Source organism: Paracoccus onubensis (genome assembly GCF_003591515.1).
Taxonomy (GTDB): Bacteria; Pseudomonadota; Alphaproteobacteria; order Rhodobacterales; family Rhodobacteraceae; genus Paracoccus; species Paracoccus onubensis.
The window spans coordinates 157,191-173,494 of record NZ_QZCG01000003.1 but is presented as its reverse complement, the minus strand read 5'-3'; the positions used below and the strand labels follow the sequence as shown (position 1 = coordinate 173,494).

The 16,304-nt window shown below is 59.6% G+C and carries 16 protein-coding genes and 1 pseudogene; 4 read left to right on the top strand and 13 right to left on the bottom strand.

What is annotated here, in order from left to right; genetic code table 11:
• Positions 1 to 490: 490 nt before the first annotated feature.
• On the bottom strand, positions 491 to 1,411 hold the full coding sequence (locus D3P04_RS05850) for an SDR family NAD(P)-dependent oxidoreductase (protein ID WP_119746847.1): 921 nt from the start codon (positions 1,409 to 1,411) through the stop codon (positions 491 to 493).
• A 104-nt stretch (positions 1,412 to 1,515) separates the two neighbouring features.
• On the opposite strand from D3P04_RS05850, the gene D3P04_RS05845 reads away from it, so the two are divergent.
• Positions 1,516 to 2,133 (top strand): TetR/AcrR family transcriptional regulator, encoded by a 618-nt coding sequence (locus D3P04_RS05845; protein ID WP_119746845.1) that lies wholly within the window; start codon positions 1,516 to 1,518, stop codon positions 2,131 to 2,133.
• A 283-nt stretch (positions 2,134 to 2,416) separates the two neighbouring features.
• Here D3P04_RS05845 and arsH (D3P04_RS05840) read toward each other — a convergent pair whose 3' ends face one another.
• The 7 genes and pseudogenes from arsH (D3P04_RS05840) to D3P04_RS05810 all read right to left on the bottom strand — a co-directional run bounded on the left by arsH (D3P04_RS05840) (position 2,417) and on the right by D3P04_RS05810 (position 8,753).
• Entirely contained in the window at positions 2,417 to 3,124 is a 708-nt protein-coding gene (gene arsH / locus D3P04_RS05840) for an arsenical resistance protein ArsH (RefSeq protein ID WP_119746843.1), read from the bottom strand.
• On the bottom strand, positions 3,121 to 4,197 hold the full coding sequence (gene arsB, locus D3P04_RS05835) for an ACR3 family arsenite efflux transporter (protein WP_119747122.1): 1,077 nt from the start codon (positions 4,195 to 4,197) through the stop codon (positions 3,121 to 3,123). The genes arsH (D3P04_RS05840) and arsB overlap by 4 nt, the downstream gene beginning before the upstream one ends.
• 17 nt (positions 4,198 to 4,214) lie before the next feature.
• Positions 4,215 to 5,162 (bottom strand): arsenate reductase (glutaredoxin), encoded by a 948-nt coding sequence (arsC, locus tag D3P04_RS24010; RefSeq protein WP_119746842.1) that lies wholly within the window; start codon positions 5,160 to 5,162, stop codon positions 4,215 to 4,217.
• Entirely contained in the window at positions 5,155 to 5,517 is a 363-nt protein-coding gene (locus tag D3P04_RS05825) for an ArsR/SmtB family transcription factor (RefSeq protein WP_119746840.1), read from the bottom strand. Before D3P04_RS05825 ends, arsC begins: the two co-directional genes overlap by 8 nt.
• Positions 5,518 to 5,694: 177 nt before the next feature.
• Positions 5,695 to 6,520, bottom strand: a pseudogene (locus D3P04_RS05820) (IS5 family transposase).
• Positions 6,521 to 6,667: 147 nt separating this feature from the next.
• Complete coding sequence (locus D3P04_RS05815) at positions 6,668 to 7,678, bottom strand: ornithine cyclodeaminase family protein (protein ID WP_232844902.1); 1,011 nt, start codon at positions 7,676 to 7,678, stop codon at positions 6,668 to 6,670.
• Complete coding sequence (locus tag D3P04_RS05810) at positions 7,653 to 8,753, bottom strand: mandelate racemase/muconate lactonizing enzyme family protein (RefSeq protein ID WP_119746836.1); 1,101 nt, start codon at positions 8,751 to 8,753, stop codon at positions 7,653 to 7,655. Before D3P04_RS05810 ends, D3P04_RS05815 begins: the two co-directional genes overlap by 26 nt.
• 57 nt (positions 8,754 to 8,810) lie before the next feature.
• Here D3P04_RS05810 and D3P04_RS05805 point away from each other — a divergent pair, with 57 nt between their 5' ends.
• Positions 8,811 to 9,776, top strand: a complete 966-nt coding sequence (locus D3P04_RS05805; protein ID WP_220475276.1) for a LysR family transcriptional regulator — start codon at positions 8,811 to 8,813, stop codon at positions 9,774 to 9,776.
• A gap of 895 nt (positions 9,777 to 10,671) precedes the next feature.
• On the opposite strand, the gene D3P04_RS05800 is transcribed toward D3P04_RS05805, so the two are convergent.
• A complete protein-coding gene (locus D3P04_RS05800; protein ID WP_119746833.1) occupies positions 10,672 to 11,559 on the bottom strand; it encodes a LysR family transcriptional regulator in 888 nt (295 codons plus the stop codon).
• A gap of 46 nt (positions 11,560 to 11,605) precedes the next feature.
• Here D3P04_RS05800 and D3P04_RS05795 point away from each other — a divergent pair, with 46 nt between their 5' ends.
• Together D3P04_RS05795 and D3P04_RS23930 are read left to right on the top strand one after the other, a co-directional pair.
• The gene (locus D3P04_RS05795; protein WP_232844901.1) at positions 11,606 to 12,652 is read left to right on the top strand and encodes a permease; all 1,047 of its coding nucleotides are present in this window, start codon (positions 11,606 to 11,608) and stop codon (positions 12,650 to 12,652) included.
• Positions 12,649 to 12,816 (top strand): DUF1127 domain-containing protein, encoded by a 168-nt coding sequence (locus tag D3P04_RS23930; protein WP_119746831.1) that lies wholly within the window; start codon positions 12,649 to 12,651, stop codon positions 12,814 to 12,816. Before D3P04_RS05795 ends, D3P04_RS23930 begins: the two co-directional genes overlap by 4 nt.
• A 179-nt stretch (positions 12,817 to 12,995) precedes the next feature.
• On the opposite strand, the gene D3P04_RS05785 is transcribed toward D3P04_RS23930, so the two are convergent.
• The 4 genes from D3P04_RS05785 to D3P04_RS05770 all read right to left on the bottom strand — a co-directional run bounded on the left by D3P04_RS05785 (position 12,996) and on the right by D3P04_RS05770 (position 16,129).
• The gene (locus tag D3P04_RS05785; protein WP_119746829.1) at positions 12,996 to 13,763 is read right to left on the bottom strand and encodes a phosphodiesterase; all 768 of its coding nucleotides are present in this window, start codon (positions 13,761 to 13,763) and stop codon (positions 12,996 to 12,998) included.
• Positions 13,760 to 14,527 (bottom strand): arsenical resistance protein ArsH, encoded by a 768-nt coding sequence (arsH, locus tag D3P04_RS05780; protein WP_119746827.1) that lies wholly within the window; start codon positions 14,525 to 14,527, stop codon positions 13,760 to 13,762. The genes D3P04_RS05785 and arsH (D3P04_RS05780) overlap by 4 nt, the downstream gene beginning before the upstream one ends.
• On the bottom strand, positions 14,524 to 15,711 hold the full coding sequence (locus tag D3P04_RS05775) for an MFS transporter (RefSeq protein ID WP_220475275.1): 1,188 nt from the start codon (positions 15,709 to 15,711) through the stop codon (positions 14,524 to 14,526). Before D3P04_RS05775 ends, arsH (D3P04_RS05780) begins: the two co-directional genes overlap by 4 nt.
• A gap of 70 nt (positions 15,712 to 15,781) precedes the next feature.
• On the bottom strand, positions 15,782 to 16,129 hold the full coding sequence (locus D3P04_RS05770) for a PadR family transcriptional regulator (RefSeq protein WP_119746825.1): 348 nt from the start codon (positions 16,127 to 16,129) through the stop codon (positions 15,782 to 15,784).
• Between the last annotated feature and the right edge of the window lie 175 nt (positions 16,130 to 16,304).

Sequence of the window (16,304 nt, the reverse complement as noted above, 5' to 3'; positions counted from 1 at the left end):
GATAAAATAAAATGAAAGAGATTTCGATGAACCCATTGCATGAGATCGTGGCGGAAGAGACGATCCGACTGAAGTGACAGGCACGTCATCGACAGAGCCGACGCCATCATCAAACAACGCGGAAGGATCAAGCGAAAGACCATCGAACAGCGGCGCTTGCAACACCGCAAGCGCGCCGCATAAGATCAAACCGATGATGAGGCCCGATCTCCGCTAATTTACGCCGCGAGATGTGCCAGATGTTCTGACGACGGACCGCGGCGGTAGATTTTGACGTTCACTATCTGGTTCAGATGTTGAATGGGGAGCCAAGGGTTTTCGGCTGGGTATCAGGCGATGAGCAAGCTCTGCTGAAACAGTACGGCATTGTCTGACTAACTGCTTCGTCCTGCATCGACACCTGAAATGACGCAGTATCGTGCAGCGTGATCGACGGCAGCAAAGGGCCGTCCGTTCTCCAATTAGCTGCGCGTGTCGCGCACGGTCCGACCTATCCGACCCCCATTCCTCCATCGCTGCTCAAGGCGCTACCTGTCGCGAATGTCAGGTCAGGTGATGCCATTGCAACGATAAAGGCCGCGATCTCTTCGGGGCGAGCCATGCGCTTCATTCCGTGTACATTGGATTCCGCCCATCGTGCGGAGCCCACCTGCCAAACGGCATCCGGCACATCCTCCATGCCAGCCACTCGCCTCACCAGGGCAGTGTCGGTGGTGCCCGGATTGATCGCGTTTATCCGGATGCCCTTGTCCGCATAGTCCAGCGCAGCCGAATGAACCATTCCAATGAGCCCGGCTTTCGACGCGACATAAGCGCTTTGAGCGGGACCGGCGACATTGGCGGCCGAGGAAGCAACGACGAGAACCACACCCCCGCCCGATTTCAGCATTGCCGGTATCGAATGTTTCAAGGTGAGAAAGCCGCCATGCAGGTTGGTGTCGATCACATCTTGCCATTCAGGGGTCGCATAGTCATGCAGCGGCTTCTGGATCGTGATCCCGGCATTCGCGATGACGATATCGAGCCCGCCCAATGCCTGACGCGCCTGGTCGAGAAGCCAGGCCACGTCCTTCTCTCGCCGCACATTCGCCTGAATGTATTTTGCCTGCCCGCCCCCAGAGGTGATGGATTTTTGCACCTCTTCGCCAAGTTCTGCCCGCCTTCCGCAGAAGGCAACCGTCGCACCCTGAGCGGCAAAGAGTTCGACCGTGGCCCGGCCAATACCCGACGTTCCGCCCGTGACAAGAACGGCCTTTCCGGCGAAACGATCATCCGCTTGCAGTGCGATCGGTGCGGGCGAGCGTGATCCGGCGCCGACGGCCATGCCGGCTATAGCACCAACCGCAAACCCGCCAGCCGCACCCAACATGGCCCGCCGCGCCGGATTGGCGGGTTTGCGTGTATCGGTCATTCTGCACCTTTTATATTGACAGTGAACATATACTTTATCGCTCGCATAATGTTCGCTGTCAATATAAAAGACCGGAATTGCTGACCGGTAAGGGAGGAACGTGCATGGTGACAGGAAAGAGGCGTCCCGGCGAGAAGCACGGCGATCTGAAGGCGGTGTTGATGCGAGCCGCCGAAAAACAACTGGAACAGAAGGGTCCGGAAAAACTGTCATTGCGTGCCGTTGCGCGGTTAGCCGGTGTTTCCCAGACAGCACCCTATAACCATTTCTCAAATCGGGAGGGGCTTCTTGCGGCGCTTGCTGCGCAGGGCTTTGAGCAGCTCGCGACAGGTCAGGCTGCCGCTGCACAGGCCAATGACGATCCTCGGATCGCCCTTGAACGTCTTGGCTACGAATATGTTCATTTTGCCTGCGAACGCCCCAAGCTTTATCGTCTCATGTTCGGTGCTGGCGTCGGCGGCGAGGGCTGGCACGACGATGAACTCGTCGCAGAGCCGAAATCCAGAAGCTTTGCGCCGCTTGGCGAGGTCATCCATCGATTGTTGCCGGAACCGGTTTCTCCTGAGCAAGTCGAAAATGGAGCCATAGTCTGCTGGGCATTTGTACATGGTTTGTCGATGATGCTGATCGATGGCACGCTTGCTGCTCGGGTTAAATCCGACGACGCGATCGCAGAGCTCTCGCGTCAATCGATAGCGGTTATCCTGGATGGTTTGACATGAGGTGACGTTCCGCAAAGAAAAGGCAAATCGGTCTCGTGCAGCTCCGCTTTATGCAAATTGGAATGCTGCGTAGATGAATGGCCAGTTCGAGGACGCTGCACGACAGCGCAGCACGGATGCCGAATGGCAGGGCTGGGTCGACCTTGTCTTTCCGGAGGGCCGGGGTCCGCTTCGTCCCCCCTGTCCCTTTCTGCGCCACAGTAAGTTGCCTGGAACCCTCATCCGCCGTTCACCCATTCCGCAGCATTGCCATAATTTTGCGGTCGCGGCAGAGGCGCGCTTATCAGGTCGCGGCTTTCAGGCTCACCCGTGCCTCCAGCTTCGCCGCCGTTTCCTTCCGCTCGCTGTATCGGTCAGCCAGAAAACCTGATAAATCACGGGTCAGCAGCGTGAATTTTACCAGCTCTTCCATCACATCAACGATGCGGTCGTAGTAACTCGATGGGCGCATGCGACCCGCCTCGTCGAACTCGTCATAGGCCCTGGCGACGGAGGACTGGTTCGGGACGGTGACCATGCGCATCCAGCGTCCAAGCACGCGCATCTGATTTACAGCGTTGAAGCTTTGCGAACCGCCCGAGACCTGCATGACGGCCAAGGTGCGGCCCTGGGTCGGCCGGATTGCCCCCATCGACAGCGGGATCCAGTCGATCTGCGACTTCATCACGCCCGTCATGGCACCGTGGCGTTCCGGACTGGTCCAGACCTGGCCTTCGGACCACAGGCACAACTCGCGCAATTCCTGAACCTTCGGATGCGACGTCTCCGCATCGTCTGGCAGTGGCAGGCCGTTGGCATGAAAGACACGCGTCTCGCAGCCAAAGTGGTGGAGCAGGCGCTCGGCTTCCAGCGTAGCGAAGCGACTGTAGGAGCGCTCCCGCAACGAGCCGTAGAGCAGCAAGATACGCGGTGGATGGCTTGCGCGCGACACCAAGGGCAGGTTCGGCTGGCGGATGGCGTCGGACGACAGGTTTGGCAGGTCGGGGATCATGCACGGGCCTCGTTATGCAGGGCGGTCTCAGAAAACCAGCGGCGACCAAGCCGCAGGGCGACGTTGACCAGCAGGATCAGCACCGGCACCTCGACAAGGGGACCAATCACAGCAGCGAAGGCCACGGGTGAGGCCAGCCCATAGGCGGCAATGGCGACGGCAATCGCCAGCTCGAAGTTGTTGCCTGCTGCCGTAAAGGCGATTGCCGTGGTCCGCGGATAGTCCCTGGCGATCAGCCGGCCCATGGCAAAGCTCACCAGGAACTGAACGGCGAAATACAGCACCAGTGGAATCGCGATCCGGAGAGCATCCAGGGGCAAGCGCACCACATCGCCGCCCTTGAGGCTGAACATCGCCACGATGGTGAAGAGCAGGGCAGCCAGCGTCATCGGGCTGATCTTCGGCAGGAACACCTCTTGATACCACTCCGCCCCTTTCCGGGCGATCAGAATGCGCCGGGTCAGGAAACCGGCAAGAAAGGGCAGACCCAGATAAATCAGCACGGCCTCGGTCACGGTCCAGAAGCTGACATCGATGACGCTGCCTTCCAGCCCGAACAGCGGTGGCAGGACCGTGAGGAACAGCCAGGCATAGGTCGAGAAGAACAGGATCTGGAAGACGGAATTGAAAGCCACCAATCCCGCGACATACTGATTGTCGCCCCGCGCCAACTGGTTCCAGACCAGCACCATGGCAATGCAGCGCGCGAGGCCGATCAGGATCAGTCCGGTCATGTATTCCGGCTGGTCGCGCAGGAAGATCACCGCCAGGACGAACATCAGCACCGGCCCGATCAGCCAGTTCTGGATCAGCGACAGCACCAGAACGCGCTTGTCGGCAAAGACCCGGTGTAGTTCCTCGTAGCGGACCTTGGCTAAGGGCGGATACATCATCAGGATCAGGCCGATGGCGATCGGGATGTTGGTCGATCCGACCGACATGCCATGCAGGGCATCCGGCAGGCCGGTGAAGATTGTCCCGAGCACGATGCCAAGTGCCATGGCCGCGAAGATCCAGAGCGTAAGGTATCGGTCGAGAAATGAGAGCCGGTTGGCCGGCCGAGTGGCAGTCATGGCGATGTCCCCCAAGATCAGGCCGAACGGATGTGGTTGCCCTGGGCATCCACGACCTGTTCGCCGTCCTCCTTGCTGAAGGCGGCTTGTTGCGGCGGCAGCAGATCCAACACCAGTTCCGAAGGCCGGCACAGCCGCACGCCTTGCGGACTGACCACGATGGGACGGTTGATCAGGATCGGATGTGCCATCATCGCTTCGACCAGCGCGTCATCGGTCAAGCTTGGATCATCCAACCCCAATTCGACATAGGGCGTACCCTTTTCGCGCAGCAGTTCGCGCGGCGAAATGCCCATGCGGGAAATAAGATCTTCCAGTTGCAGCCGAGAGGGCGGCGATTTGAGATATTCGACGACATGCGGCTCGATACCCGCGTTGCGGATCATCGCCAGCGTATTGCGCGAGGTGCCGCAGTCCGGGTTGTGATAGATGATGACGTCCGCGCCTCCCCCGGACGCCCCTTCGGCACGCCCGATCTGATGCAGTTTGGTCGCAAGGCTGGCGCGGTCCAATGTGCTGATCGGCAGCGCCACAAAAGCCTGAATCCGCGCCTTCATATAGCGCAGCGTCTCGATAAAGGCCAAATCACATTGCAAATCACTGCCACTTGCCGCCGCCGGATCGGCGACACCCCAATGGGCCGTCATCGGCTGTCCCGGCCAATAAGGACAGGTTTCCCCGGCAGCGTTATCACAGACGGTAAAAACGAAATCCATGACCGGCGCATCGGGTCCGGAAAATTCATCCCAGCTTTTCGAACGTAACCCTTCGGTCGGATAATGATAATTCTGCAGGATCGTCAACGTCCGCGGATGCACCTCTCCCTTCGGCTGGCTTCCGGCGGAAAAGGCGCGGAACCGCCCGCTGCCTTCCTTGCGCAGCACGCTTTCGGCAATGATCGAGCGGGCGGAGTTCCCGGTGCAGAGAAACAGCACATTGAAAACACGAGGCGAGGCTTCAGCCATGGGAGGCATCCTTCAGAGGATCACATGAACAGGACAGCGCGGCCGCGACCGGCGCGCAGATTTCCGGGTGACCCTGACAGCAATCGCGCATGAGGAATTCGATCAATCCGGTCAGTGTTGCAAAGACCGCGCTGTAGATGATGAAGCGCCCCTCGCGCTTGGACCGGATCAGCCCTGCATGTTCGAGATGGGTGAGGTGAAACGACAACCGTGAGGTGGTCGCGCCGCCGAGGGCTTCGCCGATCGCGCCTGCGGCCATGCCGTCCGGTCCTGCTTGAACCAGCAGGCGCACCACGCGCAGCCGTGTCTCCTGGGACAAGGCTGCAAAGGCGGCGAGAGCTTGAGACTCTTCCATCAAATCAATTCCTCAACATGTATTGATATATTTACTCAACTCACCTTGAAGGTCAAGGAGTTTTCGAAAGAGGTCGCTGATGCCGCGACGCAGTGAACGGCAGCTAGGGCCGCTCCTTACCGCGACGGTGAAGATTTCGTTGCGACGTCAATCGAACGGTCGTTTTAGGATCAGGCTTCATAACCAGAAGATGACGGTTGCTGCGAGGGCGATGGCTGAGAGGGAGACCTTGGGGCAGCGGTCACAGCGGGTCGCGACGCGCCTCCAGTCCTTGAGCCTGCGAAACATGCTCGATGCGATTGCGCCGCTTGTATCGGCGCTTGTCGTATTTGACGGTTGTCTTGCGTTGTTTTCGGCCCGGGATGCAGGCGCGTATCCCTCTGTCTTTCAAGGCGTCTCGAAATCAGTCGGCATCGTAGCCGCGATCCCCGAACAGCCATTCGACATTCGGAAGGCTGCTGAGCAGTGCCCGCGCACCGATGTAATCACTGACCTGACCGGCGGTGACGAACAGGTCGAGCGGGCACCCTGGGCTGTCGCAGATGACGTGCAGTTTCGTGTTCATGCCGCCTTTGGTTCGACCGATCAGACGACCACGCCCCCCCTTTTTTGCGGCCATGCTGGTCGCCGTTCGATGAGCCTTCAGGTACTTGCGCAGGCTCACTCGAACGCATGGCATTCGCCTGCTCACATCGATCATCACGGTCTTCTCTTCGGCGTGCTCGACGGCGAGACCCGCCATCATCCGCGCGAAAATGCCTTTCTCGCTCCAACGCTTTCACCGGCTGTAGAGGGTCTTGTTGCATTTTCCCAATGGATTGATTCCCGAGTCTCACCAATTTTGACTAATCGATCTCATCAAGCTTGAGTAACCATTGCGATTGATGAAGATAATGCCGCTTAAGACGCGCGTGTCATCAACCCGAGGCTTGCCATGCGACCTCGGGAAGAAAGGCGCAAGCTTGGCCATCTGTTCGTCGATCAGCCAATACAGGTCGCTCATGTCACCGCTCCGTTTTTCGAGCCGTGACTCATGCCGCGCAGTGAAAATCAATGCATCCTGACCCTAATGTCACCGCAGTGCCCTCAAGACGGAGATCAGCCGTGAAACCGATCGCGCGAGAGCTGCCATAACCTTGCCACTTACAGGTTACTTTCGCACTGAGCGCGAGTATTTCCGGTTACTCCCGACCGCCCCGACCGCTTCAACGACATAGCTGGCGATCATCAGGTCCAGATGCGCGCCGCCGCCGTTCTTGAACAGAGTGGTCTGGTCATCGGTCCGGCGGCTGGAGCCGCCCGCCGCCACCAGATCGTAGAGATCGCCCCGCACATGGTCGCAGGTGATGGCGCCCGAGAGGACCGGCTGCATGATCTCGCCGATCTTGTCGACGACCGTATCGACAAAATCCACGTAGACAAGCGCCGAGGCGATCAGGGTATCGTCGGCCTCGCGCATCTCTGGCGTATAGGCGCCGATCAGGTCGACATGCGTGCCGGGGCGCAGCCAGTCACCCATCAGGACGGGCTGCCGGGCCATGGTGGCGGCCGAGACAATGTCGGCCTGGCCCACGGCCTCAGGCAGGTTCTCGACGGCCGTGACGCTGGCCCGAAGGTCGCCGAGCGCCGCGGCAAGCGCCCGGGCCTGCTCGGGCCGGCGCGCCCAGATCGAGATCCGTTCGATACCGGGAAAGGCGGCGTCATAGCCGCGCGCCAGCGTCGCGGCCACCGCGCCGGCGCCAATGATCAGCAGGTGGCGGCTGTCCGGGCGGGCCAGGCATTGCGCGCCCAGCAGGCTGTCGGCAACGGTCTTCCATTGCGTGACCAACCGGCTGTCGATCACAGCACGCACCGCGCCGCAATCGGGATGGTAGAGCAGCACCGCCCCATGGACGGTAGGCAGCCCCTTGGCGGCATTGCCGGGAAAGATGCTGTCGCCCTTGATCGCGAAGCCCAGCCCCTCGATCCGGGCGGCGCGGTTCAAGAGCCGCGCATCGCCCGAACCCAGAAGTAGGTCGCCCTGCTCGGGCCGGGGCAGCCGGTGGCCCTGCCGCAACGCGTCGATGGCGCCGGGCCAGCTCAGCGCGGGAAGGCTTTCCTCATAGGTCAGCAGCTTGGGCAGCATGGCCGTTCCCTCACGAAAAACTTGCAACCGGCGCATCGAGCATCGCGCGGTCAACCGTAATGCCGAGGCCGGGGCCGGTCGGCGCGGCGCCCAGGCCATCGCGGGTGCGGGGTTGATAGCCGGCGACATGCTCGTTCGTCCAGTCGTTGAAGAACGAGGTATGCAGCAGATGCTCGGGGCTGGAACTGGCCGCCACATGCGACACCGCCGCCGAGGTGACGTCGCCGCCCCAGACATCCTCGATGGCGAAATGCATGCCCAGGTCCTGCGCGGCATTGCGCAGGCCGATGGTGGGAGTGATGCCGCCCAAGCGTCCCAGCTTGATGTTCACCGCAGCCGCCGAGACCTCGTATTTCGCGCGATAAAGGTCGGCGTGGTTCAGGACGGTTTCGTCCATGATCATCGGCAGGCGGCCGGTGCGGCGCAGGATGGCGCAATCGGCCAGTTCGCGGCAGGGCTGCTCGAAGAACATGCCGGTGCCGTCCAGTTCGCGCATCGCCACCTGCGCCTCCAGCAGGGTAAAGCCGGCATTGGCGTCGACGAAGAAGAAGATCCCGGGGAAGGCCTCGGCGATGGCGCGGGCGCGCGCGGCGTCCTTGACCGGATCGTTGCCGATCTTGATCTGATAGCGCAGGATGCCCTCGGCGCTGCGCTTCTGGACATAGGCGATGCTCTCCTCGACTGAGGACAGCGGAATCGCCTCGAAAATCGGGAACTCGGTGGAAAGCACGCCGCCGATCAGCGCCGAGATCGGCAGGCCGACCGATCTGCCGAAGATATCCCAGCAGGCCACGTCATAGGCGTTCTTGGCATTTGCCTGGCCCATCAGCACGCCGGCCATGACGCGCTGCAACTGGCTGGCATTGCGCGGGTCCAGCCCGATCAGCACCGGTGCCAGCTCGCGCAGCGCAGCGCGCGTGCCGCCGGCAAAGACCGGCAGGTAGTTCCCCGACAGCGTCGCCGCCTCGCCCCAGCCCTCGATGCCGTCATCGGTGATGAGGCGCACGAGATTCGAGGGCTGCTGCCTGGCCGAGCGCCCCTTGGACATCACATAGGTGCCATGGGCATAGGTCAGGTCGTATTCGTAAAGCTCGATGGCAGCGATTTTCATTTCGGGTTCCCGTTGCAGGCCGCATGGCGACGTCATTGATCTGATGCGCCGAAAATCATGCCTGGCGCGGCTTGCGACAAATCAGTTTTTGTCTATTCTAGGCTTAGAAAAACTGAGCCTCATGCCGCCATGCCTGTCGCCCCTCCCTTCAGCCGGATGCCGTCGCTGAACGCCCTGCGTGCCTTCGAGGCCGCCGCACGGCTGGGCAGTTTCCGTCACGCCGCCGAAGAGCTGATGGTCACGCCCGGCGCCGTGACCGCCCAGATCAAGGCGCTGGAGGCAGAATATGGCGCGCCCCTGTTCCAGCGCCAGGCGCGCGGTGTCGAGTTGACCGCGCTTGGCGTCCGTGTGGCCCCGGGCTTCATCGCGGCCTTCGATGCGCTTGGCGATGCGGTGCGCGAATTGCGCCGCCATGCCGCGCCGCGCAAGGTGCATGTCGTGACCTCGCCCGCCCTGGCGCAACTTTGGCTGGCCCCGCGCCTGGTCGGCCTGCGCGCGGTGCTCAGCGACGTTGACATCTCTCTGACCGCGCTGGAGGAACCGCCGGACCTGAAGCGCACCCCCTTCGACATCTGCCTGTTCTATGGCGCACCGGACCCGGGCTGCGCGACGCTGTGGGACGAGATGCTGCTGCCCGTCTGCACCCCTGCCCTGGCCGAGCGCCTGGTCCGACCCGAGGATCTGGCGGGCGTAAACTGCATTTCGGACGTGGTGTGGCAGGACTGGAAGATCTGGACGGCCGCGGCCATGCCGACGGGGCATGTCGTGCCCACCGGACCCGGTTATTCGCTTTACGCCATCGCGGTGCAGGAGGCCCTGGCTGGGGCCGGCGTGCTGATGGGTCGCCAGTCCCTGGTGCAGCCGCATCTCGACAGCGGCGCGCTGGTTGCGCCCTTCGACCTGGTCGTGCCCCTGGGCCTGTCCATCACCGCATGGATGCTGCCCGAAAGCCGCAAGGACAGGGCGGTGATCGCCGTGGCCGAGGCCCTGCGCGACGCCGCGGGTGGTGTCAAAATCCGTTGAGAAGGCGGTCGGGGCTGCAAAGCCACAACATTGAGCGGGTCGGCGCTCTCCCCCTTGGGAACAATCTGAATATCGTCAAATTCGCCGCGACGAAACAGAAGCACTTAGTATTGCGGAGGGGAAAACGAAGCGATCTGGCGCGCTTCACCGTAGCCTCACCAAGGTGAAGCGGTTGAAAGTCCAACAATATCAATAAAATATACTGTCATATATTGCCTATCGGTGAATTATGACAGCATTGGTTGCGGGGGCATGCAACCATCTCAACTTGCGACCGCCCTATCCGCTTCACGCCATACTGCTCCAGATGGAGACAGCGCTTCTCAGCCAAGCATTTCGCGCACCGGCGTAGAAAAATAATCCAGCCCGGACACGATTTCACCAACGAAATTTCTTATTTTTATCTCAAGCAGTTAGAACCCATCAAATCCTTTTTTGAGCCTTTATATCATCCTGTCGAACGTGATCTTCCAGCGAAAACTCGTAGAACAATGCCGCCTGTGCCTCCTGTCTCGGACCCATCATCGCCGGAAACCTCCCACCCTGATGACAAGATTGAATCAGCGATCAGTGCCTCGAGCAACAAGAGTTTTTCAACAAATAGGCTGCCTGCTGTCATCTGCTAAGGCGCCTGCAACCGAATGTGATGCTCTTGGGCGACAATCCACGCGCCGCGCCGCCGCAACGCGGCTCCGAGCCGATTGTTGAAAAACTCTCTGCGTCGTTCCGCACCCTCAAAAATGCAGAACATTGTTCTTTCTCGGGGCATTACTTGCGCAATTTCCAGCTGTCACGGGGGCAAAACAGAACATCTTTCCGCAAAGTTGACCCATCAGGCGCGGTTGCGGAGTTTTTCAACAGCATCAGCCCAAAGCAGCCGAGGCTTACAATCCCGCTAATCTAGTGGACCGAGAGATCGAACTACCTTTGTGACGATCGCTGTCAAACTATCAGCCAGCCTTGATTGCGCGCCCAATGATCGGGACATAACGAGGGGTGTTTCCCCAAGATGTGGCAGCGTGGGTTCCGACAGGCGCCTGATCTGCTCAGTCAGCGTGCTCTGCGGCAGCACGCCTATCGCGAGACCCGCAGCAATTGCTGCCCGTATCCCGGCAACGCTTTCGCTGGTACAGACGATTTCGTAGTCCGTGCCGGATTTCTGTAACAGGTCGAGACAACGTTCGCGCCACCAACACGCTCTGTCGAACAGGGCGACGGGAAGCGGTCTGCGGCTTTCGGCATCATGAAAGATTGACCCGGCCCAGACTGCCGTTTCCCGGCGGATAACGACATCATTCTTCGTGATCGTCTCGGGGGTGTGGAGGGCAAGGTCCAGGTCGCCCCGAGCAAGCGCGGCTGGAAATTCCACACTTGAGCCACAGCGCAGCAGGATGCGCGCACCGGGACGCTCCTGAGCAAAGCCGGCTAGGATCTCTGGAAGCAGGGTTTCGCTATATTCTTCGGGTATGCCAAGGCGGATTTCGCCTCGCACCTCGCTACCCCGCATCCCGGCAACCGCCTGATCAAGCATGTTCACCACGCGGCGCGCGACAGGCAGGAGGTGTTCGCCATGCGTGGTCAGTGAAACCCCGCGACCATGCCGGTCGAAAAGCCGTTGACCAACGATTTCTTCCAGCTTCTGCAGCTGGACGCTGACAGCGGACTGTGTCCGAAGCAAATGGATCGCGCCACCGCTGACGCTGCCAGCCTGCGCCACGGCAAGGAAGCTGCGCAGCAGATCGCTGTCGAGCTGTTGGGAAGAAGATATATCGTAATTATTCATACCTTCTATTTAGACTATTCGTTTTATTTATGAAATAGCGCATCCTATGATGAATCCCGAAAGGGTTATTCCGATGAGCACCTCACTTCCTAAACGCAAAATGCAGATGGTCTGGATCATTGCCGGAGCCCTGCTTGGCTCCGTGGCGCTGGTATGGCCAGACAAGGCATTGGACACCGTCCGCTTCGTGCTCGCGAGCTTCGTGGAGGTCGCACCAATCATTACAGTCGGTCTGCTGTTCTCGGCATGGATTTCGGCCAGCGGCGCTGCCACGTTCACCACAAGATGGTTGGAAGGACGGCGCGGTGTCACAATCGTTGTCGCAGCGGCTGTGGGTTCAGTGTCGCCTGTTTGCGGCGTGACCGTGCTGCCGCTGTTGACTGGTTTCCTCGCCGCAGGTGTGCCGCTCGCCCCGGTCATGGCATTCTGGCTGTCGTCACCCGTGACCGATCCGGCAATGTTTGCAGTGACATGGGCGGTACTCGGCCCGGCATTTGCCATTGGCAAGATGGTTGCCGCCTTAGCGCTCGGTGCTTTTGGAGGTCTGGGAACCGCTATGCTGAGCGGCACGCGGATGGTGCAACATCCGCTTCGTTCTGACAGGCATCTGGCTGCGGGCCGGTGCGGGGCCGACCCTGTTTTCGGCTTCAAGTTGCGGGTCTGGCAGGATGCAATGCGGATGGGCATTTTCCGCGCAGAACTGCTCGCCATGGCGCGGCTGATTGCGCTGTGTCTGACTTTCGCTTTCGCGGCCGAACACCTACTGCGAGACCTGATGCCCCCACATGTCCTGACTCCTTATGTCGGAGACGATTCCGTCTTTGCGATTCCACTGGCGGTTATCGTCGGAGCTCCAATGTATCTCGACGGCTATGCTGCGCTGCCGCTCGTCCGAGGGTTGCTCGATCTTGGCATGTCGCCCGGCGCAGCTCTCGCTTTTCTGGTTTCCGGAGGTGCGATCAGCATCTGGGGTGTTTTCGCAGTCATAATGGTGCTCCGGCCATCGACCATTACCCTCTTCGTGTCTCTTGCCGTGATCGGATCACTAGCCATCGGATACGCCTTTGCAGGGCTGTGGGTGCTGTTGCCATGAACGTGTCCGTCATCAAGAGAACATGGGTTCTGTTGTGCCAAAGGCTCGTGCTCTGGAGCGGCAATTCACGGCATAAACACCGGCTGTCAAAGCTCGACGATCATCTACTGGACGACATTGGGATCACGCGCGAAGAGGCCAAGAAACTGGATGGGGACCAATGACATTAAGTGAGCTCTAGTCGCGCTCCGCTCTCCCTGCTTCACTCCCAGTGCGGGCATTCCAATACTGTACTTCCTCATATTCGGCATAGCTTGGATTGATCGTCAATCCATCAAGTCTTTTCTAATGCTTTGGCGCCGAAGCACCGCCAATAATCGGCCGAGTTCCAATTAAAAAATCCTTACAAGGCAGGAATATCGCGATAATTCACGATGATCCCGTTCGGTTTTATGAGAACCACTGCGTATCCAGGTGGTTCGTCACCGCGAATTAGATTGGAGCCAGTCAAGTCCAATTCGAACTGGACATGAAGGCTCTTGAGAGCTGCCAAGGGATACCCGGCCCAAAGCCCGGAGGCATTCCGATGTACGTGGCCGCAAAAGAGATGGGTCGGAGCTTCCCGGGCCCGGATCAGGTCGCCCAGTTCGTCGCTGTCAACGAGGCTCAAACGATCAAGCGCCGGCACACCGATGTCGCATGGCGGATGGTGCAAGAAAATAAGGAGCGACCTTTCGTCTGCTGACCTGATTTGCTCACCGATCCACTGCATCCGAACCGGGCATAGTTCACCATGGTGTTTGCCTTCAGCAGCGAGCGTATCGAGATATAGAAGACGCACATTACCAACATCTTCGACGCCCTGAATGAACCCGTCAACACTACTGAGCTCCGGGAAACTGGTAAGCATTGCCTCGCGGTTGTCATGATTACCGACCAGCAGGCGATAAGGCATCGATATCCGAGTCAATTCCTCACGCAGAATACCATAAGCCCCCGGATTACCGATCTGGATGAGATCTCCGGAGATAACAAGGCGCTCCGCATCGGAATGAAACGCTTGTATTTCGTCGAGGCAGAACCGAAGTCTCGCCAAGGGATCAACTCCCTGTGGCCAATCTCGTCCCTGTTCGACCAGATGCAAATCGGTCAACCAGACCAGTTTCTTCATCGCTTCTCTCCCGCCACTTGATGGGCAATCGCGATCGCCGAAAGATCCGACGCGACTTCGCGCTCGGCATGCGCCGCTTCCTTTCGTTCGGAGTATCGATCGGTCAGATGATCGGTATGGGGCCGCAGCAGCACTGTGAAACGGACAAGTTCCTCGACGACATCAACAATGCGTTCGTAATATCTTGATGGCTTCATGCGCCCCGCTTCGTCGAATTCCTGAAAAGCTTTCGCGACACTCGACTGATTGGGGATGGTGACCATCCGCATCCAGCGGCCAAGCATTCGCAGCGTATTGACCGCGTTGAAAGACTGCGATCCGCCGGACACCTGCATGACGGCCAGTGTCCGGCCCTGGGTTGGTCGCATTCCGCCTATATCGAGCGGCAGATGGTCGATCTGCGTCTTCATGACGCCGGTGATTTGACCATGGCGCTCCGGGCTGCACCAAATCTGTCCCTCGGACCAAATTGAAAGCTCACGCAGCTCGTGCACCGCTGGATGGTTGTCGCCGGCGACCTGGTCCGGCAAGGGGAGGTCTGACGGATCAAAGATGCGCGGCTCGCCACCAAAATGCCGGACGAGGCGGGCGGCTTCCTCGACAACCAGGCGCGAATAGGAACGCTCTCGAAGCGACCCATAAAGAAGCAAAATGCGAGGCGGATGCTGTGGCGCGGTAGTCAAGTTGGTTGCGGGCTGACGCAGTGCATAGCGCGCATCCAACGCAGGCATGTGGTCAGGGTCGGGTAACGTTCTAAGTCTCATGCGTGTTCAACCTTTGATGTGGAGGTGAGGGAAAGGAGGGCCGCAAGGCCCGTGAGCCCAAGGATAATCGACAGAAGCAATGCGGCGGCACCGTATCGCTCGATCAGGAGGGCGAACAGAAACGGTGCGCCAGCCTGACAGAAACGTGCCGGGGCCATCAGAAGACCCTGACGAAATCCGTAACCGGAGGGACCGAAGATCGCGAGCGGTAGTGTTCCCTTGGCAATTGTCAGAATGCCGTTTCCTGCCCCGTGCAGGAGGGCGAATATGATTACGGCCGGAGCACCGAATGCAATGACCATGAGTGCTCCGAGTGGATGGGCAACGATTGCGAGGCGCGCCGAGAGCAACGGATGAAAACGTTGGAGTATGCCGAATTCGAGAAGGCGCCCCGCCACCTGCGCCGGCCCGACCAGGGCGGCAGCCCCGATTGCCACAGCTGGCGAAGCGCCCGCTTCCTGTAAAAGCAAGGGGAGATGCGTTGCCATCGCAGTGCTCGTAAACCACGTCACCGCGAAGACAAAAGCAAGGAGTGCCATTGTAAGGCTTGGACGTTCAGCGCCGCGTCCAGGGGGCGTGTGCGACATGTCCTGTGATTCTCTTGCGACCGACTGACTGCCCGATGGCACTACGAGGCGGTTGAGCGGCAGGCCGATAACCAGATGAGCCATTGCCCAGATGAAACAGGCCATACGCCAGCCGACTTCGGCTTCGAGGTAAGCGGTGATTGGCCAGCAGATGGTGCTCGCGAGTCCGGCGATAAGTGTAATACCGGTAATCGCACCGCGCGCATTGCGACCATAAATACCGGCGAGCGTGGAAAAGGCCGCCTCATATAAGCCCATGGCCATGCCGGCGCCGATAAGCAGCCAGCCGGTAAACAGCATACCCGCCCCTCCCGCTGCGCCGAGAACCGCAAGACCTGTCGCGAACACCAAGTTCGAGATCGCCAACACACCGCGACCGCCGAACCGGTCAATTCTTCGGCCGACCAGCGGCCCAAGACATGCAGAAACCATCAGTCCAGCCGAGAAGGCGGCGAAGACCATACCGGTCGGCACGTCAAGGTCATGTGCCATCGGCACGGCCAGGATCGCTGGCAAATAATAGGTCGAGCCCCATGCCAGCGTCTGTGCACTGCCAAGTGCGACAATCACCCGAGTCTGTTTCGCTGGCATGATCATGGCGCGTGCTTTCGACTATATATATCGATAGCCGATGCCTCGATCATCGATGTATATAGATAAAAAAATGTCACTCGCATGGGGGCTCTGCCTTGTCATAGGAAATCGCAAGTGCGCCCGCCGCCGCCTTGCTGGCAATGATGCAATCGGTCGCCTCCAGCCACGCGTCCACCGCAGTCTGGAACGCGATAGTCCCCTTCTCTGTCAAGGTATAGACCTTCCGCTCTCGGCCCTGGACAACGTCAAAATGCGAGGTGAGGTAGCCTCCTGCTTCAAACTCGTTCAACATCGGATAGACGGTCCCCTCGGTAGGACTACAGCATCCCTTGGTCGTTTGCTCGACAGCCTGAACGACCTCATAGCCATGCATGGGCTTCTGATGAAGCACACAAAGCACGAAAAACTTTGAAAGTGACATCTTGATCGTTCCCCTCCAATAGGCCGGATCGGCATAATCCGGAGATTGGCGAGGAATAGAGCGGATGGGTTTCGGGTCGCGAGACATGGTGCTAGGTGTATACCTTGCCCATCGAGGTATCAACCTTGATTATGCATATAATTGATCTCAAATGACAGAGAGGCCGTGCAACGGC

Coding starts and splice junctions, on each gene's coding strand:
- D3P04_RS05850 (WP_119746847.1), bottom strand. CDS start 1,411: ATGACCGATACACGCAAACCCGCCAATCCGGCGCGGCGGGCCATGTTG.
- D3P04_RS05845 (WP_119746845.1), top strand. CDS start 1,516: ATGGTGACAGGAAAGAGGCGTCCCGGCGAGAAGCACGGCGATCTGAAG.
- arsH (WP_119746843.1), bottom strand. CDS start 3,124: ATGATCCCCGACCTGCCAAACCTGTCGTCCGACGCCATCCGCCAGCCG.
- arsB (WP_119747122.1), bottom strand. CDS start 4,197: ATGACTGCCACTCGGCCGGCCAACCGGCTCTCATTTCTCGACCGATAC.
- arsC (WP_119746842.1), bottom strand. CDS start 5,162: ATGGCTGAAGCCTCGCCTCGTGTTTTCAATGTGCTGTTTCTCTGCACC.
- D3P04_RS05825 (WP_119746840.1), bottom strand. CDS start 5,517: ATGGAAGAGTCTCAAGCTCTCGCCGCCTTTGCAGCCTTGTCCCAGGAG.
- D3P04_RS05815 (WP_232844902.1), bottom strand. CDS start 7,678: ATGCGCCGGTTGCAAGTTTTTCGTGAGGGAACGGCCATGCTGCCCAAG.
- D3P04_RS05810 (WP_119746836.1), bottom strand. CDS start 8,753: ATGAAAATCGCTGCCATCGAGCTTTACGAATACGACCTGACCTATGCC.
- D3P04_RS05805 (WP_220475276.1), top strand. CDS start 8,811: ATGCCTGGCGCGGCTTGCGACAAATCAGTTTTTGTCTATTCTAGGCTT.
- D3P04_RS05800 (WP_119746833.1), bottom strand. CDS start 11,559: ATGAATAATTACGATATATCTTCTTCCCAACAGCTCGACAGCGATCTG.
- D3P04_RS05795 (WP_232844901.1), top strand. CDS start 11,606: ATGATGAATCCCGAAAGGGTTATTCCGATGAGCACCTCACTTCCTAAA.
- D3P04_RS23930 (WP_119746831.1), top strand. CDS start 12,649: ATGAACGTGTCCGTCATCAAGAGAACATGGGTTCTGTTGTGCCAAAGG.
- D3P04_RS05785 (WP_119746829.1), bottom strand. CDS start 13,763: ATGAAGAAACTGGTCTGGTTGACCGATTTGCATCTGGTCGAACAGGGA.
- arsH (WP_119746827.1), bottom strand. CDS start 14,527: ATGAGACTTAGAACGTTACCCGACCCTGACCACATGCCTGCGTTGGAT.
- D3P04_RS05775 (WP_220475275.1), bottom strand. CDS start 15,711: ATGATCATGCCAGCGAAACAGACTCGGGTGATTGTCGCACTTGGCAGT.
- D3P04_RS05770 (WP_119746825.1), bottom strand. CDS start 16,129: ATGTCACTTTCAAAGTTTTTCGTGCTTTGTGTGCTTCATCAGAAGCCC.